Below are 25,225 nucleotides of genomic sequence, written 5' to 3' on the forward strand. Positions count from 1 at the left end.
TCCGGTAAGGTTCACTCGGGGAGCGCGCCGGCCTGACCGGCGGCGAAGGCCCGCGCCTGCCCGTGCGTGGCGATCCCCCGCCGGTCAAGCTGCTTCAGCAGAACCGCGGCCAGTTCCGCCTCGACCAGGGCGGGGGCGAAGGGCCCCATGCGGCGGTCGGTTGCGATGCCGAAGGCGGCGGCCAGCCGATCCAGCGACGCCCCCTCCAGCGCTGGATCGAGGGCCGCGGCCAGCCGGGCGAGGTCGAGCGTCGGCGGTGCCTCCGGCTCCGGCAGGCCGGCGTCGCGGCAGGCGCGGGCCAGCGTGCCGAGCGACGCCTCCACCCCCACGCCGACCACCGCGCAGCCGCGCAGGGCGTCGGCGATCACCGGCCAGGCCGCGGCGAAGGGGCGCGCGCCCTCCACCATCGCCGCTGTCACGCCGTGGACCGCCGTGCCCTCCGCCGGAATGGGCGCGCCGGGATCGATGAACAGCTCCAGCGACAGGCTGCGGAAGACGCGCGGCCCCACCATCCGCACCGTGCCGACCGCGACGACCGGCCCCTCCTCTACCCGCCCGGCGACGGGTGCCATGGCGGTGGCGACCCACAGGCTGACCATCGGCAGGGCGGGCAGCGGGTCCTCGTCGCCGAGATGGATGGGACGGGCGTTGGGGCGCAGAAGCCGCCGCTCGCCGGACAGCCGCGGCGGCACCTCCCCCGCCTTCGCCGGGAAAACCAGGGCGATCCCCGACTGGAGCCCCAGATCCTTGACCCGCACCGGCACCTCTCCCCCCTGGGCGCGGCGCAGCAGGGCGGAGACCATCTGGCCGTCCTCGCGCGCCCGCTCGATGGCGCGGAACAGTTCGGGGCGCGACAGGTGGTCGTAGATGTCGGCTCCGGCCTCCAACCCGAGATGAGCCGAGGCCGCGGGATTCAGCGTGTCGATCCGCCCGAAATCGTCGAGCACCACCACCGGTTCCTCCAGCGCGGCGATCACGCCGGCCAGCCGCTCGCCCGGACGGCTTTCGCCGTGGCGGCCGTGGCGCAGCGCCTCCGCCGCCGCCCGCGCGAGGTCGCCGGCCTCGTCCTCCTTCGCATCGGCGGCGAGGGAGGCGGCGCTGCGCCCGCGCCACGCCGACAGGGTGTCGCGCAGCCGATCCAGATCGCGGAAATGGCGGTTCAGCCGGGCAAAGGCCATCCACAACGCCAGCACGCCGAGCCCGACCGCCCCCATGTCCAGCAACGAACGCTCGGGGTCGGCGACGGCCAGCCGCCCGATCTCCACCCCCAGGAAGGCGAGCGCCATGCCCGCCACCGCAAAGCCCAACACCGCCGAACGCCACGCCCCGCCCCGCATCGGGCCGCCTCCACACACCGTACGAATGGCGCGACTGTAACGCTCCCGGATGCCGGCGGAAAGGGAGCGGGCGGGTCAGCCCTCCCGCTCCTGCCCTGCTAATCCGCTGCGAAGCAGTAGAGCAGCCCCGCACCGCCCGTGCTCCTCAAGGCGTCCTGGCTGCAGCCGCCCCGTGTCAGATGGGAGCTGTTCCAGGATTTGGCCGGCGGGTCATCGCCAAGACCGATGCGGTCGTGATGGCCGACCATGGCGGCGCCCTCCGTCCCGCTGCGGGTCCAGTTGCCGCAGGTCCGGTCCTCCGCATCGCCGAAGGCCGTGCCGTCGGGCTGGCTGCCGGTCAGGATGTCGTGGGTGTTGGGGGTGTCGCCGCGGCCTTTGACCGTCTCGCCGGTTTCGGTCAGCCCGGTCTGCTTGGTCAGGCCGTTGGTGGCGTGCAGATCCTCCACATTACGGGCGATCACCTGCCCCTTCGTGTTCTGCCAGGGGCCGGCGCCGATGCGGTCGCGTGCGTTCACCGCGGGCCGGCCGTCCGCCGCCTGGGTGGACAGATAGGCCTTCCAGTCGCGGTTCCCCGCCCCGACGGCCTGCGCCAGTTGCCGGCAATGGCGGTCCGCACCCTCCAGGCCGCCGAAGTCGGCGCCCTTTCCCAATCCGACGCTGGTGATGAAAAAACTCATGCCCGTGGAATTGCCAGGCGTCTGCGCTGGTGCCGGCATCGCCGGCAGCAGAACCGCCGCTGACATCGCAGCGCCGATACCAGCCCCGAAGATGGTGCGGATCATGGATGCCCTCCCCTGCCTTGTTGTTTGGACGATGGTGGTTCGTGGACGCCCGGATGGAAGGCTTTATTCCCCCTCCCCTTCAGTGCGTCGCCCATCCGCATGGCCGATCCTTCTTTTTTCCCCTTCCGATGTGGCGCAGAATCCTTAAGGTCTGCCCCGGTCTCGCCATGCCGGTCTCGCCATGCCGGTCTTTCGCAAAACTTTAGTACGAATTTCGAACCACTTTGCCTCCATAAAGACAAAAAGCTTTATGCAACTCAAAATAATAATGAGAGAAAGCGCGAACGAACACACGCTCTCGTTATCACGTCTTTAAACATTCAAAGACTTATTCGAGCGCTGTTAATCGCTCATTAAGGCAATTTCGGCAGATTTGGTCTTGCGCTTTCCTTCACATTTTTTTGGGTCCGGCGATGGTGATGGTTTACCACCCTTACGCGCTCCAGCATCGGCAGGAACGGCGATCCGGGCGCAGGCTCGCGCTGGCCTTGATCGTCGCGCTCGGCCTCCCCCTGACTGTGGGCGCCGGCTACACCCTGGAAACGGTGCGTGGCTATGCGGTGCAGGCGCGGCTGGCGCAGGCGGTTGACGCTGCTGCCCTGGCGGGTGGGCGCGTCATGTTCGACGATCAGCGGGACGGCCACATCCGCACCTTCTTCGACAATGCCTTTTCCAAGAGCTTCCTGGGCGCCCACACCGCGGCGCTGAGGATTGAGGACGATACGAACAGCGGCGTGCTGACGGTGCACGGCCGGGCCACAGTCAAGGCGCTGTTCACCCGCGTCCTGGGCGGCAGCGACCTGATCGTGGAGGCGCAGTCGGTCGTCCGCCGCAACGTCCGTGGACGCAAGGGGGCTTAAACCCTTCGAAGCGCATCACTCGGCGCCGTCGGATGGACAGCCACCACGGCGCCATGACCCCTGACCGATTTTTTTAAGGCATCGGGAAGGTTTGCGCTGATACCATGCGGGTCAAGGCTCAACCCCAACCCGCCCTGCCCCCGTGTCCAGCATCCTGTCCCTATCATCGGCGTCGAACGCTCAATCCCTGTCCGGGATGAGCAAGATTCGGCAGATGCTGGCCAGCGAAGCCATCGCGGTGCAGCCCATCCGGCGCGTGCCGGGGGAGCAGGAACGCCGGCGGTCCGACGATGTCTCGGCCACCGACGATGCGCTGAAAAGCGGACAGCGGACGGAACTGGGCGGAGCGGACGGCAACCGCGCCGGCCGTGCCGGTTCCTCCGCGACATTCGCGCTGGGCGACGCGGAGGCCGGTGACCGGCCGGTGACCGGCGCGTCGCCGCGCCTGAACGCCATGCCCAACGCCGGATTCATCGCGCAGAGCATCCATCAGGACGCCATGGGCAGCGGCCTGCACATCGAGCCCTGGTCCGCCGCCATCACCGCCTACCGCAAGGCCGACGCCGCGGCCTATGCGGCCGGGACGTCGGCTGGGGTGTCCGTCTAGGCGGCGGACAGCTCCCCATCGCTTAGGACGAGGAGTCCTCGCCGTAGATCTGTTCCTGCTGGTAGGCGGTCAGGCCCACGCGCTGGATCAGGTCGAGCTGGGTCTCCAGCCAGTCGATGTGCTCCTCGGTGTCCTCCAGGATCTCCCGGAAGATCTCGCGGCTCTGGTAGTCGCGCACCGCGTCGCAGTCGGCGATGGCCTCCAGCAGGTTGCCGCGGTTGTGGCTCTCGATGCCCAGGTCGGCGGTGAACATCTCCGGCAGATCCTCGCCGATCTTCAGCTTGTGCAGGTCCTGAAGGTTGGGAAGGCCTTCCAGGAACAGGATGCGCTCGATCAGCTTGTCGGCGTGCTTCATCTCGCCGATGGATTCCTCGTAGACCTTGCCCGCCAGCCGGTGCAGGCCCCAGTTCTTCAACATGCGGGCGTGCAGGAAATACTGGTTGATGGCCGTCAGCTCGTTCGTCAGAATCGTGTTGAGGTGCCGGATAACCTTCGGATCACCTTTCATCTACCCCTCCGTCTTGATTGGCCGCGCGGAATGGCGCGCGGCGCGCTGTTCTTTTGCCCGACGACTGTCGCCAAGTGTAAGCCAATAGCGCAGGATCGCAATCGGCTTCCGGTTCGGCTGGCTTCAGGACCGCTCGCTGCGCACGGCCTCGGCCAGCCGGCGCAGGCCTTCATCCTCGGCCATCGCCTCCACCGGCACGCCCAGGCGGCGGCGCCAGTTCGGGTGCTGGTCCACGGTGCCCGGCAGGTTCGGCTGCTCCACCTCGCCCAGAGCGTCCTCGATCTGCACCATGGCGATGCGGCCGGGCGAACGGGCGAGGTAGCGGTGCACCGCCTCCATCAACTCGCGCGAGAAGGGCTGCGAGCCCTCGTTGTTCGGGTAGCGGACCGGGCGAAGCCCTTCCCGCTCCAGCGCCTGGAGCATCCACCAGCGGTCCACGCCGCGGTCCCAGACATCCTTGTTGCGCGCCGCCTCGTCGGGATAAAGGTCGAGCCGGGCCCGCCAGTCGAGGTCGCGGTTGGTCCAGAAGCCCTTGAAGGTGGCGAGGTCGTGGGTGGTGACCGTGACCATGGCCCCGGCGGGATACTCGTCCGGCGCCTTGAAGCCGCCGTCGTCGGCGCGCTCGAAATACAGCACGCGGTAGCTGAGGATGCCGGCCCGCTCCAGCGCCGGGCGGAAGCCTTCCGGCACGGTCCCGAGATCCTCGCCGATGACGATGCAGCGGTTGCGCCGGCTTTCCAGCGCGATGATCCGCAGCAGATCCTCGAACGGGTATTCGACATAGGCGCCGTCGCTGCCGTCCGCCGGAATCCAGAACAGGTGCTGCAGGGCCATCACATGGTCGATGCGCAGCGCCCCGGCATGGCGCATGTTGGCGCGCAGCATGGCGATGAAGCTGCCATAGGCCGATTCGCGCAAGCCCACCGGCGACAGCGGGGCGAGGCCCCAGTTCTGCCCCTTCATGTTGAACTGGTCCGGCGGCGCGCCGACGTTGGCGCCCTGCACCAGGATGTCCGACTCGCCCCAGGCCGCCGCCCCGCCGGGGTGCGCCGCCACGGCGAGGTCGCGGTAGAAGCCGATGGGCAGCCCGGCCCGGCGCCCGCGCTCCGCCGCCGTGCCAAGCTGGCGGTCGGCCTCCCATTGCAGATATTCGAAGAAATTCACCCGTTCGGCCTGCTCGGCGGCGAAGGCCTGCACCTCCGGGCTGTCCGGGTGCTGGAAGGCCGGCGGCCAGCTCCGCCACATCCACTGGGAGGGGTCGCGGCGGTAGAAATGTTCGTGCAGCGCCTCGAACACGGCGTGGCGGCGCAGCGGCTCGCCCATCTCGCGCCGGAACATCTCGAACGCCTCGCGCCGCGCGTCGCTCTCGCCCAGTGCCCGGAAGGTCGCGTGCAGCGCCTCCAGAACCGGCATCTTGAGGGCGGAGACGGCGGGATAGTCCACCAGTTCCGTCGCCCGCACGGCGGCCAGCCGCTGCCGGAACTCCTCCGACGCGATGAGGGCCTGCGCCTGCGGCGTGGCGGCAAGCTCCGGCACCCGCTCCACGTCGATGTAGAGGCTGTTGAGGAAGGTGCGGCTGCTCGGCGAATAGGGGCCGATGTGGTTGGGGTCGGCGGGGAACAGCGCGTGCAGCGGATTCAGCCCGACCAGCCCGGCCCCGAGCCCCGCCGCCGTCTCGGCGAAGCGCCCGAGGTCGTCGAAGTCGCCGATGCCCCAATCGTCGCCACTCTTCAGCGCATAGAGCTGGAGGCCGATGCCCCAGGTCCGCCCGCCGGGGATGACGTCCTCCACCGTCAGGCAGCGCTGCGGCGCGACGATCAGCACCGTGCCGCCCTCCAGCGTCCCGCCCACGCCCTGGGGCCGGATCACCACCGACAGCCGGTGATAGCCGAGCGGCAGGGTCGGCGGCAGGCGGGTCGACACCGTCCGCCGCTCGTAGGCCACGCCGTCGAGCACCCGCTGGTCGGCCAGCGGCAGGTTGCCGACACGCAGCGACGCGCGGTGGGCGAGCCCGCCCTCCTCGGTCAGCGTCCAGGTCAACTCGGCGTCCTCCAGCCCAGCCGGGACGGCCAGGGCGAGGCTGAGCGGCGCACCCTCGTCGATCACCAGGACGGGGGGCAACATGCGCCGCCACGCCCGGTCCTCCACCGCGTGCAGGCTCGCCGCCAGCTCCTCGCCTCTGCCGGCGGGATAGCCCATCGCGGCGGACAGAGCGCGCTTCGTCGCGTCAGAGGTCTCGCGCCGGTTGCCCCAGATGTCATGGTAGAAGGGCTCGATGCCAAGCCGTTCGGCAAGCCGGTCGAGATCGCTCATTCAGGGGTCCCCGCGTTTGTCGGTCGTGGCGTCTTGGTGGCGTCGTTCTGGCCGCAACGGCCTGCGCGCGAGCATTGCGCGTCGGGCCGATTCCGTCCAGCCCCGAACATTCGAATTTCCATACTGACCGCAACGCTTTCGCGCACGGCGACGGGGCAAGGGTGACAACGCGCCGCAACCTTGGATGATCCGGCCTCCTTCAGCGGCTCACCATTTGCGGGATCACGACCCGATCGCCTCTTTCGCGGCATCGCCATTCGCCGCAGGCACCGCGACGGCGGCCCGCGCGGCCTCCGCCTTGGCCTGCGCCATCTGTTCCAGCCGGGAGCGATAACCGGTCACGGCGGCGGCGACCTCCGCCATCATCGCGTCGAGCGGGCGGGCCTTGTCCACCGCCTGCATCAGGTCGCGGGCGAGAGCGCGCGCGCTCTCCAGTTCCTCCGCCGCGACGGCGCCCGATTCGGCGTGGAGCCGCAGCCGCTCGGCCATCATCTTCAGGGACTTGGCGACCGATTCCGCCGGCCCCGGCTCGCTCAGGTCGTCGAGGCGGCGCAGCAGGTCGTCGAGGAAGGTGGGAACGCGTGCCACATGCTCCACCGCCATCCGCTCCGGCGGACGGGCGGTCAGGCCAGGGGCCGCGAACTCGATCAGGAAGGCGACCTGCACGCTGATGCGCAGCAGCTTCTGCTCGTTGACGAAGTGGTTGGCTTCAGCCATGAGCTGCCGGGCGTTGATGTGCGCCCAGCGGTTGGTCGCCTTCAGCCGCAGCGTGTTCGGTGCGTCGAGCAGCGGCACCTGGGCGCCCTCGCGCGGCGACTTGCGGCGATCCGGACCCGTGTAGTCTGCGGTCACCACGAATTTCTTGCGCGATTCGATCAGGGCGGCCAGACGGTCCTGCACCTTCTTGGGCGAGACCGGCTTCACCAGCAGGTCGTCCGCCCCGGCGTTGGTGACGCGCATGACCAGAAGCGGTGTCGGCTGCCACGTCGTGGCGACGATGCAGGCGTAGGGGTTGCGGGTGTCCGGCTCGTTGCGCAAGCGGCGAATGAGGCGCAGAGCCTCCGTCTCCTCCCCGTCTGTGTCCAACAGGATCAGGTCCGGTGTGGCAGCGGTCACCGTGTCCGCCGCATCCTGAACCGAGCCATGGATACCCGTCCGCTTCATCCCCAGCCGCGCCAACACTTCGCGCATGACACGCTGGCTGTTGGACTGCGTGTCGATGATGGCCGCATCAACCAGGGAGAAGTCATAGTCGGGCATGCGTCGGTTCCGCGAAAACCGGAGGTGGATAAGCCACCCCCGGTCCCGACGTTAGCACAGGCGGAAAAAACCACCTATTGACCCGCATCAACGACCGGGCGATTCCACCTGCACGAACACCAGCGCCGTCCGTCCGTCCACCGGCATCGTCCGCCCGGCGAGTTGCATCCGCCCGTCGCCGGCCCCGTCCGTCACGCGGGTGTCGAGCACGCAGCGCCAGCCGCGTGCGTCTGGCACCTCCGGCAGGGTGACGCTCACCGTGTCGGTGTGGGCGTTCAGCACGATCAGCAGCACCCCGTCGTCCTGCGGCGCACCGTCCACCCCGGTGTAGCTTCCGGCATGGCCGTTCAGCAGCAGCATGATGCAGCGCGCGTGCCCGTTGCGCCAATCCTCCGCTGACTTCTCCACGCCCTGCGGGGTGTACCAGACGATGTCCTTCAGCCCGTCCGCGGAGGTGCGGCGGCCGTGCAGGAACACCGGGCGGCGCAGCACCGGATGCGCCTTGCGCAGAGCGATCAGCCGCTTGACGAAGGCCAGCATCGGCCCGCCCTCGCCCTTCAGCCGCGCCCAGTCCAGCCAGGAGGTCTCGTTGTCCTGGCAATAGGCGTTGTTGTTGCCCTTCTGGCTGTGGCCGATCTCGTCGCCGGCCAGCATCATCGGCGTGCCCTGCGACAGGAACAGGGTGGCCAGCAGGTTGCGCTTCTGCTTGGCGCGGGCTTCGCGGATCGCCGGGTCGTCGGTCTCGCCCTCCACCCCGTGGTTCCAGGAATGGTTGGCGGAATGACCGTCGCGGTTGTCCTCGCCGTTGGCCCAATTGTGCTTGTCGTTGTAGGAGACGAGGTCGTGGAGGGTGAAGCCGTCATGCGCCGTGACGAAGTTCACCGACGACCAGGGCCGCCGCCCGCGCTTCTCGAACAGGTCCGACGAGCCGGCGATGCGCCCTGCCAGTTCCGGCAGCATGCCGTCGTCGCCGCGCCAGTAGCGGCGCACGGTGTCGCGGTAGCGGTCGTTCCACTCCGCCCAGCCCGGCGGGAAGTTGCCGACCTGATAGCCGCCGGGACCGACGTCCCACGGCTCGGCGATCAGCTTCACGTCGGCCAGCGCCGGGTCCTGCCGCACGGCGTCGAGGAAGCCCGAACCGGGGTCGAAGCCGTAGGGCTCCCGCGCCAGCACGGTGGCGAGGTCGAAGCGGAACCCGTCGACGTGCATCTCCGTCACCCAGTAGCGCAGGCTGTCCATGACCATCTGGAGCACGCGCGGGTGGCTGAGGTTCAGGGTGTTTCCGGTGCCGGTGTCGTTGATATAGAAGCGCGGGTTGTCGGGCAGCAGCCGGTAGTAGCTGAGGTTGTCGATGCCCTTGAAGGACAGGGTGGGGCCGAGATGGTTGCCCTCGCCCGTGTGGTTGTAGACCACGTCGAGGATGACCTCGATCCCCGCCTCGTGCAGGCGGGCGACCATGGTCTTGAATTCCGACAGCACGCCGGTGGTCATGTAGCGCGGCTCGGGCGCGAAGAAGCCGACGCTGTTGTAGCCCCAATAGTTGCGCAGGCCCTGCCCAACCAGATGCCGGTCGTCGGCGAAGGACTGCACCGGCAGGAACTCCACCGAGGTGATGCCCAGCGCCTTCAGATAGTCGATCACCGCGTGGGTGGACATGCCGGCGAAGGTGCCGCGCAGCGGGGCCGGCACCTCCGGGTGGCGCATGGTGAAGCCGCCGACATGAGTCTCGTAGATCACCGTGTCCGACCAGGGCACCGCCGGGTGCCGGTCGTGCCCCCAGGTGAAGGCGCGGTCGACCACCCGGCATTTCGGCATGCCGCGGGCGTTGTCGCGCCGGTCGAAGGACAAATCCTCGCGCGTCGAGCCGACGCGGTAGCCGTAATGGGCGTCCGACCAGCGGAACGGCCCGAACAGCGCCTTGGCGTAGGGGTCGAGCAGCAGCTTGTTCGGGTTGAAGCGGTGCCCCGCGGCCGGCTCGTAGGGGCCATGGACCCGGTAGCCGTAGAGCAGGCCGGGCCGGGCCTCCGGAAGGTAGCCGTGCCAGACCTCGTCGGTGTGTTCCGGCAGGACGACCCGCTCGACCTCGCGCTGGCCGGTCTGGTCGAACAGGCAGAGCTCGACCTTCTCGGCGTGCGCGGAAAACAGGGCGAAGTTGACCCCGAACCCGTCCCAGTTCGCCCCCAGCGGATAGGGCTTGCCGGGCCAGACGGCGGTGCGCGTGGCGGTGGAGATGGACATCGGGGCAGACTCTCCACGGGCACGGACATCGGGCGGAACCGCAAGCGGCTTGCGCCGGGCGCGGCAGGTGACCTAGCCGAAGCGGATAGCCACCTGCTGCAATAAAGGAGCGACGCGCCGGTCGCGTCAAGTGCGGAACACCGCTCGTCCCTCCTCCCTTTTGTCGAAGCGCGTCCCCTACCCCGCCTTGCGCTCCAGCACCAGCGTGCCCAGCGGCGGCAGGGTCAGGGTGATGGAATGCGGACGGCCATGCCACTCCGTCTCCTCGCTCTCCACGCCGCCGGCGTTGCCGACGCCGCTGCCGCCATACTCGGGGGCGTCGGTGTTCAGCACCTCTTCGTAGCGGCCCGGCAGGGTCACGCCGACGCGGTAGCCGTCGCGCGGCAGCGGGGTGAAGTTGCAGACCACGACCACATGGTGCTCCGGGTCCTCCCCGCTCTTGCGCAGGAAGGCGAGGATCGAGTTGTCGCTGTCGTTGGCCTCGATCCATTCGAAGCCGGCCGGGTCGCAATCGGTCTGGTGCAGCGGCTTCAGCCCGCGGTACATCCGGTTCAGGTCGCGCACCAGCGCGTGCAGCCCCTGGTGCAGCGGCTCCTCCAGCAGGTGCCAGTCCAGGCTGCGCGCCTCGCTCCACTCGCGCCACTGGCCGAACTCGCCGCCCATGAACAGCAGCTTCTTGCCGGGATGGGCAAACATGAAACCGTAATAGGCGCGCAGGTTGGCGAACTTCTGCCAGTCGTCGCCGGGCATCTTGTTGATGAGCGACCCCTTGCCGTGCACCACCTCGTCGTGGCTCAGCGGCAGGACGAAGTTTTCCGAGAACTGGTAGATCAGGCCGAAGGTGAGCTGGTGGTGGTGGTAGCGGCGGTGGATGGGGTCCTTCGCCATGTACTCAAGCGTGTCGTGCATCCACCCCATGTTCCACTTGTAGCCGAAGCCCAGGCCGCCGAGATAGACGGGCCGCGACACCGCCGGCCAAGCCGTGGATTCCTCGGCCACCGTCATGATGCCCTGGTTTTGGCCGTAGGTCAGCTCGTTCATCCGCTTGAGGAAAGCGATGGATTCCAGGTTCTCGCGCCCCCCGAAGCGGTTCGGGACCCACTCGCCGGCCTTGCGGCTGTAGTCGAGGTAGAGCATGGAGGCCACGGCATCGACCCGCAGCCCGTCCAGCCGGTAATGCTCCAGCCAGAAAAGCGCGTTGCCGAGCAGGAAGTTCTGCACCTCCGTCCGGCCGAAATTGTAGATCAGCGTGTTCCAGTCCTGATGATAGCCCTGGCGCGGATCGGCGTGCTCGTAGAGGTGGGTGCCGTCGAACCAGCCCAGCCCGTGCGGGTCGGTCGGGAAATGGCCGGGCACCCAGTCGAGCAGCAGCCCGATCCCCGCCGCGTGGCAGGCGTCCACGAAATACTTGAAGTCCTCCGGCGTGCCGTGACGGCTGGTCGGGGCGTACATGCCGATCGGCTGGTAGCCCCAGGAGCCGTCGAAGGGATGCTCGGTGATCGGCAGCAGTTCGATGTGGGTGAACCCGAGATCCTTGACGTAGGGCACCAGCCGCTCGGCCAGCTCCCGGTAGGTGAGGAAGCGGTCGCCCTCCTCCGGCACCCGCGCCCAGGAGCCGAGATGGACCTCGTAGATGGAGATCGGCGCGGTCAGGTCGGCGCTGGCGGAGCGGGTCCGCTGCCACTCGGCGTCCTGCCAGTCGTAGGACGGCAGGCCGTGCACGACGGAGGCGGTCTGCGGGCGGAACTCGGCCTGGAAGGCGTAGGGGTCGGATTTCAGCGGCAGCAGATCGCCGCCAGCTCCCTTGATCTCGAACTTGTAGCGCTGGCCGACGGTGGCATGGGGCACGAAAATCTCCCACACGCCGGCTTCCGTCCGCTTGCGCATGGGAAGGCGTCGTCCGTCCCAGTCGCAGAAATCGCCGACGACGCTGACCCGCCGGGCGTTGGGCGCCCAGACGGCGAAGGCCACGCCGGCCACGCCGTCGATCTCCCGCGGGTGGGCACCCAGCCGCTCGAAGCTCTTGAGGTGCGTGCCCTCCGCCAGCAGATGGATGTCCAACTCGCCCAGGACGGACCAGAAGCGGTAGGCGTCCTCGAACTCCACCGTCGCCAGCGGGAACTGGACGCGCAGGCGGTAGCGGAAGGGCTCCTTGCGGTCAGTCAGGACGGCGACGAAGAAGCCCTCGCCGTGGACCTTGTCCGCCTCGCCCACCGGGTCGCCGGACGCGCTGTCGACCACCCAGAGCTTCTCCGCGCCGGGGATGAAGGCGCGGACCTCGACGGGCTGGCCCTTGCCGGTCTGGTGCATGCCCAGGATCGCGAAGGGATCACCGTGGTCGGCGTGGACGATGGCCTCGATGCCGCCGCTCAACGGCGACGCGGCCTTCGGCGACGCTTCCTGCGCCTTGGCACGGTTTCCCGTTCGGATGTCGTTCGGCATCGGCTGACCTTCCCCTACCCTTGCTCGTTCTTGGGGTGTGAACATAGCGCCGGGGCGTTTGTCACACCACGCCCGCGGCGTCCTATGTCCCGTTTCGGGTTTCGCCTCAGGACTCGCCGTCCAAAAGCCCCAGCACGCCCTTCACCGGAATGCCGATCCAGTTGGGCCGGTTGGCGGCCTCGTAGGCGATCTCGTACAACGCCTTCTCCATCAGGAAGAGCGCGAGGAGACGGCGGTCGCCGGCGGTTCCGTCCGGCACGTCCGGGCAGGCCCCCATGGCGGCGCGGTAGGCATCCAGGAAGCTCTGCATGCTGCGCCGCTCCCAATCGAGCGCCGCCTCCATCACGGCACCGGCCTCCTCCAACGCGCCCGTCTCGTCGATCCGGAACAGCGCCGCCCAGGTGGCGTAGTTGAAGGAGCGCAGCATCCCCGCCACGTCGCGCAGCGGGCTGTGCTTGGCCCGGCGCTCCTCCAGCGACTTCGCCGGCTCGCCCTCGAAGTCGATGATGTACCAGTCGTTCTGGGCGCGCAGCACCTGCCCCAGATGGTAGTCGCCATGAATGCGCGTCTTGTCGCCCTGCGGCGGGGTGTCGGCCAGCTCGGCCAGCCGGTTCATCACGTCGGCGCGGCGGGCCAGCAGCGATTCCGCCTGCTCGCGCACGGCAGGGGCCAGCCGGTCCAGTGCGCCGGGCAGCGCGGCGAAGGCGGCCTCGGCCTGCCGGCGGGCGGCCTCGCCCCAGCCCTTCAGGTCGTCGGCGGTGACCGGTTCCGGATCGAAGGCCGGATCGCCGGTCCGCTTCGCCAGCGCGCAATGGAGTTCCGCCGTGCGCTGGCCGAGCGTCGCCATCATGGCGGCGTGCATGCCGAAGGGTTCGCCCTCGGTCGGCTCCTCCGGATCATGGGACAGGCCGAGACGGATGTCGTCAAGATCGCGCACCAGCGAGTCGACGGTGCTGCTCCAGCCGTCGCCCTGGTTACGGACGTAGCCCTGGAGCACGAACAGCGCGGTCGGCGTGCCGTCCTCCGCCACATGCTCGACGGAGCCGAGCAGCGACGGCGTGTTCTGGAAGCCCGCCACCTCGGTCAGGAAGCGCCCGACCTCGATCTCCGGATGCGCGCCGGGGGTCAGACGGCGGAACGCCTTCAGCACAGCCTGGCTGCCGACCAGGATGGAGCTGTTGCTCTGCTCCACGCCCAGGCGGCGGATCTCCGTGTCATCGTCCACCACGAGGTCGGCCATGCAGGCCGTCGGCGAGAAGCGCAGGTGTCCGTGCGACGCCGGAATCTCCCGCCCCTCGCGCAGGGCGGTCAGCAGGCTGCGGGTGAAGGCATCGGCCTGCATGGCGTCGTAGATGGCGCCGGTACGCGGTCCACGCCGGGCCTTGGCCAGCGTGAAGGGCAGCAGCGGCCAGCCGGTGTTGCCGGCGTTCTCCTCCCAGCTCATGGCGAGCGGCAGGAAGTAGGATTGCGTGCCGCCACCGGACAGTTCGACGTCGGCGTGAAGCAGCATGAAGCCGTCGCCCGGCCCGTTCAGCCGCGCGGACACCGGGACATGCGCGCGTTCGATCCGGCGGTCCTTGGCGGCGAACCAGCGCTGCTGCGGCAGATAGGCCTGGAGGACGTCGCGGGCCAGTTCCGCCTCGGCGCGCCCGCTGATCAGGCTTTTCCAGCCGTCGCGCACCACCACGGTGAGCAGGTCGGGCACCGGCTCCGGCATCGTCTCGTGCCAGGACGGCAGCGCCGCCTCGGCGGCCAGGGCGAACCAGTAGAAGCCGTAAGCGGGGATGGTCAGCAGATAGGGCAGATCGCCAACCGGCGGGAAGACCGTCCGGCCCAGCATCTCCACCGGCACGCGGCCGCGGAACTGCTTCAGGTCCAGTTCCACCGCCTGGGCGGAGCGGGACAGGTTGGCCACGCAGAGGATGACCTCGTCGCCCTCCTCCGTCGAATGGCAGCGCAGATAGGCCAGGACCTTGCGGTTGCCCGGGTAGAGAAGTTGGAAGCTGCCGCGCCCGAAGGCCTTGTGCTGCTGGCGCACCGCGATCAGCCGCTTCATCCAGTTCAGCAGCGACGACGGGCTGCGCTGGGCCGCCTCGACGTTGATGGCCTGGAAGCCGTAGATCGGGTCCTGGATCGCCGGCAGGTACAGCCGCGCCGGGTCGGCGCGGGAGAAGCCGCCGTTGCGGTCGGGCGACCACTGCATCGGCGTGCGCACGCCGTCGCGGTCGCCGAGATAGATGTTGTCGCCCATGCCGATCTCGTCGCCGTAATAGAGCACCGGCGTGCCCGGCATGGACAGCAGAAGGCTCTTCAGCAGCTCGATCTTGCGGCGGTCGTTCTGAAGCAGCGGGGCGAGGCGCCGCCGGATGCCCAGGTTGATGCGCATCCGCCGGTCGGCGGCGTAGAAGTCCCAGAGATAGTCCCGCTCGCGGTCGGTCACCATCTCCAGCGTCAGCTCGTCATGGTTGCGCAGGAAGATGGCCCACTGGCACTCGTCCGGGATGTCCGGGGTCTGGCGCATGATGTCGGCGATGGGGTGCCGGTCCTCCATGGCGACGGCCATGTAGATGCGCGGCATCAACGGGAAGTGGAAGGCCATGTGGCATTCGTCCCCGCCCTTCTCCAGGTCGCCGAAATAGGGCAGCACGTCCTCCGGCCACTGGTTCGCCTCAGCCAGCAGCATGCGGTCGCCGTAGCCCTTGTCGATCTCCGTACGGATGGCCTTCAGGACGTCGTGGGTTTCCGGCAGGTTCTCGTTGTTGGTGCCCTCGCGCTCCTTCAGGTAGGGAACGGCGTCGAGCCGCAGCCCGTCCACCCCCATGTCCAGCCAGAAGCGCATGACGTTCAGCACCTCCTGAAGAACCTTCGGGTTGTCGAAGTTCAGGTCGGGCTGGTGCGAATAGAAACGGTGCCAGAAATAGGCCTGCGCCTCGGAATCCCAGGTCCAGTTGGACTTTTCCGTGTCGCAGAAGATGATGCGGGTGCCTTGGTACTTCTGGTCGGTGTCGGACCAGACGTAGAAATTGCGGTGGTTTGATCCCGGCTTGGCCTGACGGGCGCGCTGGAACCACGGGTGCTGGTCGGAGGTGTGGTTGATGACCAGTTCGGTGATCACGCGCAGGCCGCGGTCGTGGCATTCGCGCAGGAACCGCTTGAAGTCCTGGAGATTGCCGTAGGACGGGTTGACCGCCTTATAGTCGGCGATGTCGTAGCCGTCGTCGCGCAGCGGCGAGGGGTAGAAGGGCAGCAGCCACAGCGTGGTGACGCCAAGCTCCTGGATGTAGTCGAGCTTCTGCGTCAGGCCGGCGATGTCGCCGATGCCGTCGTTGTCGGCGTCGAAGAACGCCTTGACGTGAAGCTGATAGATGACCGCGTCCTTGTACCAGAGCGTGTCGTTCCGATCGATCCGGCCATTGTCCGAGTTCTTCATACCGCCCCGTCGCTCCGCTGGTCTGGTGGAGCGGGGCCGCCGCATGGGCGGGGAACCCCGCGCCCATCCGGCAGCCGCGCCACATCATAAACCAGTTAGAGTTGGGTCCGTTCCACGGCAAAGGCAACGTTGGACGCGAAACCTGCGATGGCGGACCACCATTGGAGGCGGCGCCGAACTCAGGCGGAGGCCCGCTTCCGCTTGGCGCCCGGGGTCAGGCTGCGGTAGACGCCCTGGTCCTCTTCGATGAAATGGGCGATCAGGCGGTGCTCGACCCAGTTGGTCAGTTCGTTGGGCGTGCAGAAGACGACGCCGTACGGCCCCTCGAACCGCAGGGCCAGCAGTTCTTCGGTGATCTGCCGGTGCAGCCGCTTGTGCTTCTCGACGGCGGCGCTCTTGGCGTCGATCCAGAACTGCTCCTCGTCGGAGAAATGCTCCTCCGTGTACTTCACCAGGGCGGCGAAGGCGTTCTGGATGATCTTGTAGCCCTGTCCCGCCGCGACCGCCATGTGCAGCAGACCGGCCAGTTCCAGAAGGGTCCGGTGCTGCTCGTCGATCGACTCGTTTCCGACCGTGTATTCGGACTTCCACGGGAAGCGGGCGGATGGCTGCATGGGGGCCTGCCGGCGAACGGCCGTGCTGAAGGTGTCGGGGAGGCCGCAAGATAGCATCCGCGGTCGCCCGCCGGGGTCGGACAACTTGCCGCAAATCGAATCGCCACCGGGCGAGATGAAGGCAACTTGCGGCAAATTATCTCAAATACACCGGATCAGCCTTTCACCGGCTTCGTCATGTAGGTCATCCCGCCGCCGTAGGAAGCCAGCTTGGCTGCCAGCCCGGCCCCGCCGTCATGCGGCCGGAATCCTTGCGCGTCCCAGAAGGCCCGCGCGCCGGGGGTGGAGGTCAGCGCCAGCCAGCGGAAGCCCCGCCGCGCCGCCAGCGCGTTCATGCGCTCCAGGGCGGCGGCTCCCAACCCCAGCCCCCGCGCCGCCGGCAGCAGGGCGACGTCGTGCAGGTAGAGGCAGTCCGGGGAATCCGGCAGCGCGCCGAGCGGCGAATCGAGCGGTGGCGGGACGCCCAGCCGCCCCGGATGCATGACGATGTAACCGATGCAACTCCCGTCCGCTTCGGCCCCACCATCGATTTCCGCCATGGCGCAGCCCTCCGGATAGAGGGCCAGCCGCTCGGCAAACACGGCGCGGTCCTCCGGGTAATCCGGGTGAACGACCTCGGCGATGGCCATGACACGGTCCAGGTCCGCCAACTCCATGGCGCGCCAGCCCGCGTTCATCCGCATTCTCCCATCCTCCCCGCCCTTTCCAGCCTTCCAGCCCACCATCCGGGCGCGCTATGGTGACCGTTCGCACACCAGCCGACCGGAGGACCACCCATGACCGACACCGCCGCGGCGAGCCTGCTGCCCAAGGTGCGGACCATCGCCCACGAAGCGGGTCAGGTGATCCTGCGCTTCTACAACGACGGCATCGACGCCGCCACAAAGGTCGACGGCAGTCCGGTCACCCAGGCCGATCTGGCCGCCGAGCATGTCATCACCCCGGCCCTGCACCACATCGCCCCCGGCATTCCGGTTGTCGCGGAGGAGGCCGTGGCCGCCGGGCACCGGCCGGACATTTCCGGCGGGCGGTTCTGGCTGGTCGATCCGCTCGACGGCACGAAGGAATTCATCAACCGCAACGGCGAGTTCACCGTCAACATCGCCCTGATCGACGGCGGGCGCCCGGTCCTGGGAGTCGTCTACGCGCCGGCCACCGGCGACCTCTACGCCGCCTGCGGACCGGGCACCGCGGTTCATTGGGTGGAGGGCCGTCACGACTATCCCATCCAGGTCCGCAAGCCGCCGCCCGACGGCCTGACCGTGGTCGCCAGCCGCTCCCACGGCAGCGGCAGCGAATTGGAGAGGTTCCTCGCCGGCTACACGGTGAAGGACCGGGTGACCTGCGGCAGCTCCCTGAAATTCTGCACGGTGGCCGCGGGCAAGGCCGACCTCTATCCCCGTTTCGGCCCGACCAGCGAATGGGACACCGCCGCCGGCCACGCCATCCTCGCCGCCGCCGGCGGCCGGGTGGAGCAGCCCGACGGCTCGCCCTTCCTCTACGGCAAGGCCGACATCCTGAACCCCCATTTCGTTGCGTATGGATGGTGACGACGCTGAGTAACGCGGCCGTCGCGGTGCTGACCACCGCGGCGCCGCTGGAGAAGGTGCGCCTGACGCGGGATTACGCCGCGGCGTGGCGCGACGGACGCATCACCGGGTTCGGCGACGTGGCCCCGCCGGAGCGCCCCGCCCGTCCGGAGCGCCCGCCCCTAATGCTGCCCCGCGACATGCCCAAGCGCGGACGCGGCGGCAGTGCGCAGAACCGCGTCGCCCTGCTGCACGCGCTGGCCCACATCGAGCTGAACGCCATTGACCTCGCCTGGGACATCGTGTGCCGCTTCGTCGGGGAGGGGATGCCGAAGGGCTTCACCGACGATTGGGTGCAGGTTGCCGACGACGAGGCCCGGCATTTCCAGATGCTGGAGGAGCGGCTGAACCAGCTCGGGTCCGGCTATGGCGAGCTGCCGGCCCATGACGGGCTGTGGCAGGCCGCGACCACCACCGCCCACGACCTCGCCGCCCGGCTGGCCGTGGTGCCGATGGTTCTGGAGGCGCGCGGGCTCGACGTCACCCCGGAGACCGTCCGCCGCCTGCGCGAGTTCGGCGACGCCGAGAGCGCCGCCCTGCTCCAAGTCATCCACGACGAGGAGATCACTCACGTCGCCGCCGGACGCCGCTGGTTCGGCCATCTCTGCGCCAAGCGTGGCGTCGACCCGGTGGAGACGTGGCAGGATCTGGTCAAGCGGTACTTCCGCGGCGGCCTGAAGAAGCCCTTCAACGTGACCAGCCGCCAAGCCGCCGACTTCGGCCCGGAATTCTACGAGCCGATCGCGGAGTGACGCCCGTATTGTTCGCGCCCCTCTCCCGTGTCTGGAGAGGGGCGGCTGATTCACCCCCGCAGCAGCTTGGGGTTGGCGATGCCCAGCCGGGCCTGGACGATCTCCTCCAGGCATTCCATCAGCACGTCCTGGCCCTCGTGGTCGAAGTCGCCGGCGGCGATCTCGATGCACAGCCGGTGCTGCAGGGCCTCCACCCGCTGGCGCAGGTCGGCGCCGGACAGGCTGTCGTCGGCGTCCTCGCCGTAGAGCAGGGCGAGCGCCGCCAGCATGGCGTGGCCGGCCTCGTCCACCCCGGCCAGTTCGCGCTGCACGATGCCGAGCGCGTTGGCGATCATCAGCGCCGTGTAGCGTTGGGCCGGCGGGATGTGGGGAAGCAGGTCCGTCCGGAAGGTGTCCGCGACGATGCTCAGCAATTCCTGGGCGTCTGGGCTGGTGCGCATCAGGCGACCCTCTCTTCGTCGGCATCGCCGGACGGTTCGGCACCCACCGCCGCCGGGGCGGACGCCCTCAGACCCAGCCCGTGGATGTGGCGCAACAAATCCAACTCGATCTCCGGCAGCATCCGCCCGGTCAAGGCCAATTCCAACGACGGTTCCTCGCCGGAGGTATGGCGTCGCCCCTGGAGGACCGCGATGGCCGCCCAGCGCATGTAGGCGGCGGTTTCCCAATAGGCGACCGCCTGCGGGTCCACCCGGCGGCCCGAGGTCTCCTCGTAACCGGCGTAGAAGTCCTCCCGCCCGGCCAGACCGCCCGCCTCGCGGTCGTGGCGCCCGAACCGCCAGGAGCGGGCGCAGAACCAGCCGAGATCCTCCATGGGGTCGCTGAATCCCGCGAACTCCCAATCCAGGATGGCGGTCAGCCCGCCGTCCTTCACCAGATAGTTCCCGGTGCGGTAGTCGCGGTGACACAGCACCAGCTCGCCCGGCGGCGGCGCGTGGATCTCCAGCCAGCGCAGCCCCCAGGCCAGAACGGCATCGCGCAGCGCCAGATCGCCTAGCCAGTCGCGGTAGGCGTGGACGCAGTCGAGCGCCGGCGACGCGGCCGGCATCGGCAGCCCCTCCAGCCCCGGCGTGTCCGGCCCGGCCTTGTGCAGACGGCCGAGCTGCCGGCCAAGCTCGCGGGCGAGGGCGCGCTGCGGCTGGTCGGCCTTCACCACCTTGTGCCCGGCGCCGATGCCCTCGGCGCGGCGCATGATGTAGAAGTCGGCGCCGAGAACCGCCGGGTCGCCGCAGGCGGCGATGGGCTCCGGCGCCGCCACCCCGGCCCCGAAGGCGGCGCGCAGCACGGCGTACTCCTGCGCCTTGGAAATGCTGGCCTTCATGCCGGACGCCGCCGCGCCGCCACCGGGCTGGGCGCGCAGCACGCAGGCGTGCCGCCCGGCCTGCGGTCCCCCGTCGATGTCCAGAGTCACCGCGAGGTTGAGCGAGATGGCTCCCCCGCCGAGCGTGCCTTCGTCGGCCACCGCCACGCGCGTTGCGCCGGTCGCCCCGGCCAGCCACGATTCCAGCCGCGGCCGGCTTTCCCCGTCGATCAGTGCGCCCATCCCGTCACCCCCAGGCCCAGAAGCCGTCGCCCTCGTCCATGTAGAATCGCGCCAGGACCATCTTGTGGACTTCCGACGCCCCGTCCACCAGCCGGGCCTGCCGGGCGTATCGGTACATCCACTCCAGCACCGTGTCCTTCGAATAGCCCCTGGCCCCGCAGAGCTGGATGGCCGTGTCCACCGCCTTGTGCAGCGTGTCGGCGACATGGACCTTGGCCATCGACACCTCCTTGCGGGCGAAGTTGCCGCGGTCGAGCTGCCACGCCGCCTTCATGACCAGAAGCCGCCCGATCTCGATCTGCATGGCGACGTCGCCCATCATCCATTGCACCCCCTCGTGCCCGGCGAGCGTCGTGCCGAAGCTCTCGCGCTCGCGCACATAGGCGGCGGCGATCTCCATGGCCCGCTTGGACAGGCCGGTCCAACGCATGCAGTGGGTCAGCCGCGCCGGGCCGAGGCGGATCTGCGTCGCCTTCAGCCCGTCGCCGACGGTCATCAGGACGTTCTCGTCGGAGACCTCCAGCCCGTCGAAGCGCAGCTCGCAATGGCCGCCATGCTCCTCCGGCCCCATGATCGGAATGCGGCGGACGATCTCCCAGCCGGGCTGGTCCTTGTCGAACAGGAAGGCGGTCAGCCCCTTGCGCTTGTCGTCGGAGGTGCGGGCGATCAGGATGAAGTGCTGCGCCTCGCCCGCCCCGGTGATGAACCATTTGTGGCCGGAGATCACCCAGCGGTCGCCCTTGCGCTCCGCCCGGGTCTTCATCATCGAGGGGTCGGAGCCGCCGCCGGGATGCGGCTCGGTCATTACGAAGGCGGAGCGGACCTTGCCGTCCACGATGGGCTGGAGCCAGCGCTCCTTCTGCGCCTCGGTCGCCACCTTGTTGAGAAGCTGCATGTTGCCGTCGTCGGGGGCGGCGCAGTTGAAGCAGACCGGCCCGAAGATGGAGCGGTTCATCTCCTCGTAGGCCGCGGCCATGCCGACGATCCCCAGCCCCTGCCCGCCGCGCGCCGTCGGCATCTGCGGCGCCCACAGACCGGCAGCCTTCACCTCCCCACGCAGGCGCTCCAGCAGGGCGGGCGCGATGTTCTCATGCGCGTCGTAGGAGGCCGGCTCCGCTTCCAGCGGCAGGATGCGCTCCTCCACGAAGGCGCGCACGCGGCGGCGGAACTCCTCGATCGGCGGGGGCAGGCTGAAATCCATCGGTTCGGGTCCTCTCCGTCGTTTTTTTCTTGATTACAGGGTGCTGACCAGATGCCCTCCGTCCACCGGCACGACCGCCCCGGTCATGTAGGCCGACGCGTCGGAGCACAGCAGCAGCAGCGGCCCGTCGAGGTCCGCCAGCCGCCCCAGCCGCCGCTGCGGCACCCGCCGGATCAGCGCCTGCCCGGCGTCGGTCGCCAGGAAATCGCGGTTCAGGTCGGTTTCCATGTAGCCGGGGGCCAGCGCGTTGACGCGGATGCCGTAACGCGCCCATTCCAGGGCCAGCGCCTGGGTGAGCTGCACCAGCCCGGCCTTCGACGCGGCGTAGGCCGCGACATGGCCGGCCACCCGCAGCCCGAGGATGGAGGCGATGTTGACGATCGACCCGCCCCTTCCCTGCTCCTTCATCACGCGCGCCACCGCCTGCGCGGTGAGGAAGGCGCCTTTCAGGTTGGTGTCGACGACGCGGTCCCAGTCGTCTTCGGCGTGGTCGAGCGCGGCCTTGGACACCGTGGTGCCGGCGTTGTTGACGAGGATGTCGAGCCTGCCGAGCGCGCTCGCCGCTTCGCGGACGCCGTCGCGGACGGAGTCGGCGTCGGTGACGTCCAGCGGCACGGCGACGGCCTGTCCGCCCGCTGCTGCGATCTCGGCGACGGCGGCGTCCAGGCTCTCGCGCCGCCGTGCCGTCAGCGCGACGCGGGCGCCCGCCGCCGCGAGCACGCCCGCGAAGTGACGGCCCAGGCCGGCGGAGGCCCCGGTGACCAGGGCGGTGCGGTTGGTGAGGGTGAGGGTCATGGGGGTCCTGGGTCTATGAAGGTGGGGTTCATGCGTCGGGCCCCCTCCCTAACCCTCCCCCGTTGCGCAGGGGAGGGAACACGCTCTTCCCCCTGCGGAAGCGGGGGGAGGTTGGGAGGGGGGCTCCAATGCGACCACGCCCCTCTCACAACCCCCTCGCCTGCTCGCGCAGCACGAACTTCTGGATCTTCCCGGTCGAGGTCTTCGGCAAGGCCCCGAACACCACCGTCCGGGGCGCCTTGAAGTGGGCGAGATGGTCGCGGCACCAGCCGATCACCTCGGCCTCGGTCACCCGCCCTTCCGATCCCGGCTTCAGCGTGACGAAGGCGCAGGGAGTCTCGCCCCATTTCGGATCGGGACGGGCGACGACGGCGGCCTCCATGACGTGGGGGTGCTTGTAGAGGACCTCCTCGACCTCCAGCGAGGCGATGTTCTCGCCGCCGGAGATGATGATGTCCTTGGCGCGGTCCTTGATCTCGACGTAGCGGTCGGGGTGCAGCACGGCGAGGTCGCCGGTGTGCAGCCAGCCGTCGCGCAGCGCCTCGTCGGTCGCCGCCGGGTTCTTCAGGTAACCCTTCATCACCGTGTTGCCGCGCAACGCCAGTTCGCCCAGCGTCTCGCCGTCGGCGGGCACCGCGCGGCCGGTGTCGGGGTCGAGCACGGTCTGCTCGGACATGGTGACGTTGGGCACGCCCTGGCGGGCCATCTTCACCGCCCGTTCCTCCAGCGGCAGGTCCGCCCAGCTCTCCTGCCACGCGCAGCCGGTGGAGGGGCCGTAGCATTCCGTCATGCCGTAGAGGTGGGTCAGGCGGAAGCCCATCCGCTCCATCCCCGCGATCACCGCGCTGGGCGGCGCCGCCCCGCCGGTCGCCACCTGCACCGGGCCGTGATCGAAGCCGCGCTTCACCGCGTCCGGCGCGTGGATCAGCATGGTCAGCACGACCGGAGCCCCGCAGAGGTGGGTGACCTTCTCCTCGGCGATCAGGCGGAAGATCGCCGCCGGATCGACGGCGCGCAGGCAGACATGGGTCGCCCCGACCGCCGTCACCGCCCAGGGGTAGGTCCAGCCGTTGCAGTGGAACATGGGGAGCGTCCACAGATAGACGCTGTCCGGCCGCAGCCCGAAGGTGATGACGTTGCCGAGCGCGTTCAGATGGGCGCCGCGGTGATGGTACAGCACACCCTTGGGGTTGCCCGTGGTGCCGGAGGTGTAGTTGAGCGCGATGGACTCCCACTCGTCCTCCGGCGTGCGCCAGGGCGCCTCGGGGTCGCCGGTCTTGAGGAAATCCTCATACTCCAGATCGCCCACCGGGTCGGCGTCCTGCGCCGCCGGGTCGTCGATCCACACCACGCGTGGCGGGGCCGTCATGCGCTCCAGCGCGGCGCGGGCCACGGCGGACAGGCCGCGGTCCACCAGGAACAGGCGGCTCTCGGCATGCTCCAGGATGAAGGCGACGGCGGGCGGGTCGAGCCGCGTGTTGATGGCGTTCAGCACCGCCCCGGCGCCGGGAATGCCGAAATGCGCCTCCAGCATCGCCGGGGTGTTGAAGGCCAGGACCGACACCACCTCACCCGGCCGGACGCCGGCCCGGCTCACCGCGGAGGCCAACGCGCGGGCGCGGTGTTCGACCTCCGCCCAGTTCCGCCGCAGGGGGCCGTAGACCACGGCGGCCTTGTCCGGATAGACCATCGCGGAGCGGCGCAGGAAGTCCAGAGGCGTCAGCGGCACATGGTTGGCCGTGCGCCTGGATAGGTCTGCGGACGGAGTGGTGGCGTCCACGCTCGTCTCCTTCCCTGTTCTGCGATCCCTGTTTTTAAGCCGGGCTCTTCGGCCGGCGCCTCCTATCGGGCGCCTTGCTGACGATGGTAGGCACGAACCATTGGGCAGAACAAGATTCACCTTTGGTCGGTCCCTCCCCCTATGCCCGCAAGAACGTGGCAGGGGCGGGCGAGCGCGTTACCGCCTCTGGCGTCGCGGTTGCGGACCGTCCGCCCGCTACACTGTCGGGTATCGAGCCGTATGGGGGCGACCATGACGACGGTGCGGATCGCGTTCGACAAGGAACTGGTGCTGTCCGGGCATTTCCTGCTGAAGCATCTGGAGAAGCCGGAGTTGCAACGCCTCGCCGCCAGCGCCCGGCTGGCCTATTTCCGGCCCGGCGCGGTCATCTTCCAGAAGGGCGACCCCGGCGACAGCATGATGGCGGTCATCCGCGGGCGGGTGAAGATCTGCTCCCACTCCACCGACGGCAAGGAGCTGGTGCTGAACATCATCAACAAGGGCGGCCTGTTCGGCGAGATCGCCCTGCTCGACGGCGAGCCGCGGACCGCCGACGCCGTGGCGCTGGAGGAAACCGACCTGCTGGTGCTCGACCGCTCCAAGTTCGTGCCGCTGCTCAACGAGCGCCCGGCGGTGGCGCTCCAGCTCATCACGGTGCTGTGCAAGCGCCTGCGCCAGACCAGCGAGCATCTGGAGGACACGCTGTTCCTGGAGGCGTCGTCGCGCTTCGCCCGAGCGCTGATGCGGTTGGCCGACGTGTTCGGCAAGCCGACGCCGGGCGGGCTGAAGCTGGACATCAAACTGTCGCAGCAGCAGCTCGGGTGTCTGGTGGGCGTTTCGCGGGAGAGCATCAACAAGCTGCTGGGCGAATGGCAGCGCAACGGCGTGATCGCCGTGGAATCCGGACGGATCACCCTGCTCGACCGTGACGCGCTGGAGGAGATCGCCGAGGCAAATGGGTGAGGTGTCGCCTGGCGCCCCCACCGCTTGGCCCCCACCCCGGCCCTCCCCCGCTGTCGCAGGGGAGGGAGATAGTGGCGAGGCGGCGGCAGTCCCCTCCCCTGCGCAGCGGGGGAGGGCTAGCATTACAGTTGCGATGGGACAGCCCTCCGTCTGTTGAACAGGCTTTGGGAGGTCGCCATGTCCGGTGTCGCGGTCGAGGACCTGCTGGGGC

Annotated in this window: 20 protein-coding genes; 5 read left to right on the forward strand and 15 right to left on the reverse strand. The window is 69.1% G+C overall.

Annotation, left to right across the window (positions count from 1 at the left end):
- Nucleotides 1–11: 11 nt before the first annotated feature.
- Both FHW79_RS15545 and FHW79_RS15550 read right to left on the reverse strand, forming a co-directional pair.
- Complete coding sequence (locus tag FHW79_RS15545; protein ID WP_183179753.1) at nt 12–1,337, reverse strand: exonuclease domain-containing protein; 1,326 nt, start codon at nt 1,335–1,337, stop codon at nt 12–14.
- 98 nt (nt 1,338–1,435) lie between these two features.
- Nucleotides 1,436–2,119, reverse strand: a complete 684-nt coding sequence (locus FHW79_RS15550) for a hypothetical protein (protein ID WP_183179754.1) — start codon at nt 2,117–2,119, stop codon at nt 1,436–1,438.
- 419 nt (nt 2,120–2,538) lie between these two features.
- Between FHW79_RS15550 and FHW79_RS15555 the strand changes: the two genes are divergently transcribed.
- Nucleotides 2,539–2,979, forward strand: coding sequence for a hypothetical protein (locus FHW79_RS15555; RefSeq protein WP_247884397.1), 441 nt, complete (start codon nt 2,539–2,541; stop codon nt 2,977–2,979).
- Between the two features lie 214 nt (nt 2,980–3,193).
- A complete protein-coding gene (locus FHW79_RS15560; RefSeq protein ID WP_183179756.1) occupies nt 3,194–3,586 on the forward strand; it encodes a hypothetical protein in 393 nt (130 codons plus the stop codon).
- Between the two features lie 22 nt (nt 3,587–3,608).
- Here the strand turns inward: FHW79_RS15560 and bfr are convergent, their stop codons facing one another.
- The 8 genes from bfr to FHW79_RS15600 form a co-directional block, all read right to left on the reverse strand.
- Complete coding sequence (gene bfr / locus FHW79_RS15565; protein ID WP_014240606.1) at nt 3,609–4,094, reverse strand: bacterioferritin; 486 nt, start codon at nt 4,092–4,094, stop codon at nt 3,609–3,611.
- Between the two features lie 123 nt (nt 4,095–4,217).
- On the reverse strand, nt 4,218–6,407 hold the full coding sequence (gene malQ / locus FHW79_RS15570; RefSeq protein WP_183179757.1) for a 4-alpha-glucanotransferase: 2,190 nt from the start codon (nt 6,405–6,407) through the stop codon (nt 4,218–4,220).
- A gap of 222 nt (nt 6,408–6,629) precedes the next feature.
- Nucleotides 6,630–7,667: a response regulator gene (locus FHW79_RS15575; RefSeq protein ID WP_183179758.1), complete on the reverse strand. Its 1,038-nt coding sequence runs from the start codon at nt 7,665–7,667 to the stop codon at nt 6,630–6,632.
- Between the two features lie 87 nt (nt 7,668–7,754).
- Nucleotides 7,755–9,905 carry a glycogen debranching protein GlgX gene (gene glgX, locus FHW79_RS15580; protein ID WP_183179759.1) on the reverse strand — a complete coding sequence of 717 codons (2,151 nt, stop codon included), beginning with the start codon at nt 9,903–9,905 and terminating at the stop codon, nt 7,755–7,757.
- A 177-nt stretch (nt 9,906–10,082) separates the two neighbouring features.
- Nucleotides 10,083–12,347: a 1,4-alpha-glucan branching protein GlgB gene (gene glgB, locus FHW79_RS15585; protein ID WP_183179760.1), complete on the reverse strand. Its 2,265-nt coding sequence runs from the start codon at nt 12,345–12,347 to the stop codon at nt 10,083–10,085.
- 106 nt (nt 12,348–12,453) lie between these two features.
- Nucleotides 12,454–15,777, reverse strand: a complete 3,324-nt coding sequence (gene treS, locus FHW79_RS15590; RefSeq protein ID WP_183179761.1) for a maltose alpha-D-glucosyltransferase — start codon at nt 15,775–15,777, stop codon at nt 12,454–12,456.
- A 179-nt stretch (nt 15,778–15,956) separates the two neighbouring features.
- Nucleotides 15,957–16,391: a hemerythrin family protein gene (locus FHW79_RS15595; RefSeq protein ID WP_183179762.1), complete on the reverse strand. Its 435-nt coding sequence runs from the start codon at nt 16,389–16,391 to the stop codon at nt 15,957–15,959.
- 155 nt (nt 16,392–16,546) lie between these two features.
- Nucleotides 16,547–17,074: a GNAT family N-acetyltransferase gene (locus tag FHW79_RS15600; protein WP_247884398.1), complete on the reverse strand. Its 528-nt coding sequence runs from the start codon at nt 17,072–17,074 to the stop codon at nt 16,547–16,549.
- A gap of 93 nt (nt 17,075–17,167) precedes the next feature.
- Here FHW79_RS15600 and cysQ point away from each other — a divergent pair, with 93 nt between their 5' ends.
- Together cysQ and FHW79_RS15610 are read left to right on the forward strand one after the other, a co-directional pair.
- Complete coding sequence (cysQ, locus tag FHW79_RS15605) at nt 17,168–17,941, forward strand: 3'(2'),5'-bisphosphate nucleotidase CysQ (RefSeq protein ID WP_183179763.1); 774 nt, start codon at nt 17,168–17,170, stop codon at nt 17,939–17,941.
- A complete protein-coding gene (locus FHW79_RS15610; RefSeq protein ID WP_183179764.1) occupies nt 17,935–18,732 on the forward strand; it encodes a ferritin-like domain-containing protein in 798 nt (265 codons plus the stop codon). The genes cysQ and FHW79_RS15610 overlap by 7 nt, the downstream gene beginning before the upstream one ends.
- A 50-nt stretch (nt 18,733–18,782) precedes the next feature.
- Here FHW79_RS15610 and FHW79_RS15615 read toward each other — a convergent pair whose 3' ends face one another.
- The 5 genes from FHW79_RS15615 to FHW79_RS15635 all read right to left on the reverse strand — a co-directional run bounded on the left by FHW79_RS15615 (nt 18,783) and on the right by FHW79_RS15635 (nt 24,051).
- Entirely contained in the window at nt 18,783–19,172 is a 390-nt protein-coding gene (locus tag FHW79_RS15615) for a DUF6285 domain-containing protein (RefSeq protein ID WP_183179765.1), read from the reverse strand.
- Complete coding sequence (locus FHW79_RS15620) at nt 19,172–20,275, reverse strand: phosphotransferase family protein (protein WP_183179766.1); 1,104 nt, start codon at nt 20,273–20,275, stop codon at nt 19,172–19,174. The genes FHW79_RS15615 and FHW79_RS15620 overlap by 1 nt, the downstream gene beginning before the upstream one ends.
- Nucleotides 20,276–20,279: 4 nt before the next feature.
- Nucleotides 20,280–21,476, reverse strand: coding sequence for an acyl-CoA dehydrogenase family protein (locus FHW79_RS15625; RefSeq protein ID WP_183179767.1), 1,197 nt, complete (start codon nt 21,474–21,476; stop codon nt 20,280–20,282).
- 33 nt (nt 21,477–21,509) lie between these two features.
- On the reverse strand, nt 21,510–22,271 hold the full coding sequence (locus FHW79_RS15630) for a glucose 1-dehydrogenase (RefSeq protein WP_183179768.1): 762 nt from the start codon (nt 22,269–22,271) through the stop codon (nt 21,510–21,512).
- A gap of 145 nt (nt 22,272–22,416) precedes the next feature.
- Nucleotides 22,417–24,051: an acyl-CoA synthetase gene (locus tag FHW79_RS15635; protein WP_183179769.1), complete on the reverse strand. Its 1,635-nt coding sequence runs from the start codon at nt 24,049–24,051 to the stop codon at nt 22,417–22,419.
- Between the two features lie 252 nt (nt 24,052–24,303).
- On the opposite strand from FHW79_RS15635, the gene FHW79_RS15640 reads away from it, so the two are divergent.
- On the forward strand, nt 24,304–25,014 hold the full coding sequence (locus FHW79_RS15640; protein WP_172428347.1) for a Crp/Fnr family transcriptional regulator: 711 nt from the start codon (nt 24,304–24,306) through the stop codon (nt 25,012–25,014).
- Nucleotides 25,015–25,225 lie beyond the last annotated feature (211 nt).

Source organism: Azospirillum sp. OGB3, from assembly GCF_014192915.1.
GTDB lineage: Bacteria > Pseudomonadota > Alphaproteobacteria > Azospirillales > Azospirillaceae > Azospirillum.

What these genes read in the sequence shown, in the direction of transcription:
- FHW79_RS15545 (WP_183179753.1), bottom strand. Translation starts at nt 1,337, where the DNA reads ATGCGGGGCGGGGCGTGGCGTTCGGCGGTGTTGGGCTTTGCGGTGGCG.
- FHW79_RS15550 (WP_183179754.1), bottom strand. Translation starts at nt 2,119, where the DNA reads ATGATCCGCACCATCTTCGGGGCTGGTATCGGCGCTGCGATGTCAGCG.
- FHW79_RS15555 (WP_247884397.1), top strand. Translation starts at nt 2,539, where the DNA reads ATGGTTTACCACCCTTACGCGCTCCAGCATCGGCAGGAACGGCGATCC.
- FHW79_RS15560 (WP_183179756.1), top strand. Translation starts at nt 3,194, where the DNA reads ATGCTGGCCAGCGAAGCCATCGCGGTGCAGCCCATCCGGCGCGTGCCG.
- bfr (WP_014240606.1), bottom strand. Translation starts at nt 4,094, where the DNA reads ATGAAAGGTGATCCGAAGGTTATCCGGCACCTCAACACGATTCTGACG.
- malQ (WP_183179757.1), bottom strand. Translation starts at nt 6,407, where the DNA reads ATGAGCGATCTCGACCGGCTTGCCGAACGGCTTGGCATCGAGCCCTTC.
- FHW79_RS15575 (WP_183179758.1), bottom strand. Translation starts at nt 7,667, where the DNA reads ATGCCCGACTATGACTTCTCCCTGGTTGATGCGGCCATCATCGACACG.
- glgX (WP_183179759.1), bottom strand. Translation starts at nt 9,905, where the DNA reads ATGTCCATCTCCACCGCCACGCGCACCGCCGTCTGGCCCGGCAAGCCC.
- glgB (WP_183179760.1), bottom strand. Translation starts at nt 12,347, where the DNA reads ATGCCGAACGACATCCGAACGGGAAACCGTGCCAAGGCGCAGGAAGCG.
- treS (WP_183179761.1), bottom strand. Translation starts at nt 15,777, where the DNA reads ATGAAGAACTCGGACAATGGCCGGATCGATCGGAACGACACGCTCTGG.
- FHW79_RS15595 (WP_183179762.1), bottom strand. Translation starts at nt 16,391, where the DNA reads ATGCAGCCATCCGCCCGCTTCCCGTGGAAGTCCGAATACACGGTCGGA.
- FHW79_RS15600 (WP_247884398.1), bottom strand. Translation starts at nt 17,074, where the DNA reads ATGCGGATGAACGCGGGCTGGCGCGCCATGGAGTTGGCGGACCTGGAC.
- cysQ (WP_183179763.1), top strand. Translation starts at nt 17,168, where the DNA reads ATGACCGACACCGCCGCGGCGAGCCTGCTGCCCAAGGTGCGGACCATC.
- FHW79_RS15610 (WP_183179764.1), top strand. Translation starts at nt 17,935, where the DNA reads ATGGTGACGACGCTGAGTAACGCGGCCGTCGCGGTGCTGACCACCGCG.
- FHW79_RS15615 (WP_183179765.1), bottom strand. Translation starts at nt 19,172, where the DNA reads ATGCGCACCAGCCCAGACGCCCAGGAATTGCTGAGCATCGTCGCGGAC.
- FHW79_RS15620 (WP_183179766.1), bottom strand. Translation starts at nt 20,275, where the DNA reads ATGGGCGCACTGATCGACGGGGAAAGCCGGCCGCGGCTGGAATCGTGG.
- FHW79_RS15625 (WP_183179767.1), bottom strand. Translation starts at nt 21,476, where the DNA reads ATGGATTTCAGCCTGCCCCCGCCGATCGAGGAGTTCCGCCGCCGCGTG.
- FHW79_RS15630 (WP_183179768.1), bottom strand. Translation starts at nt 22,271, where the DNA reads ATGACCCTCACCCTCACCAACCGCACCGCCCTGGTCACCGGGGCCTCC.
- FHW79_RS15640 (WP_172428347.1), top strand. Translation starts at nt 24,304, where the DNA reads ATGACGACGGTGCGGATCGCGTTCGACAAGGAACTGGTGCTGTCCGGG.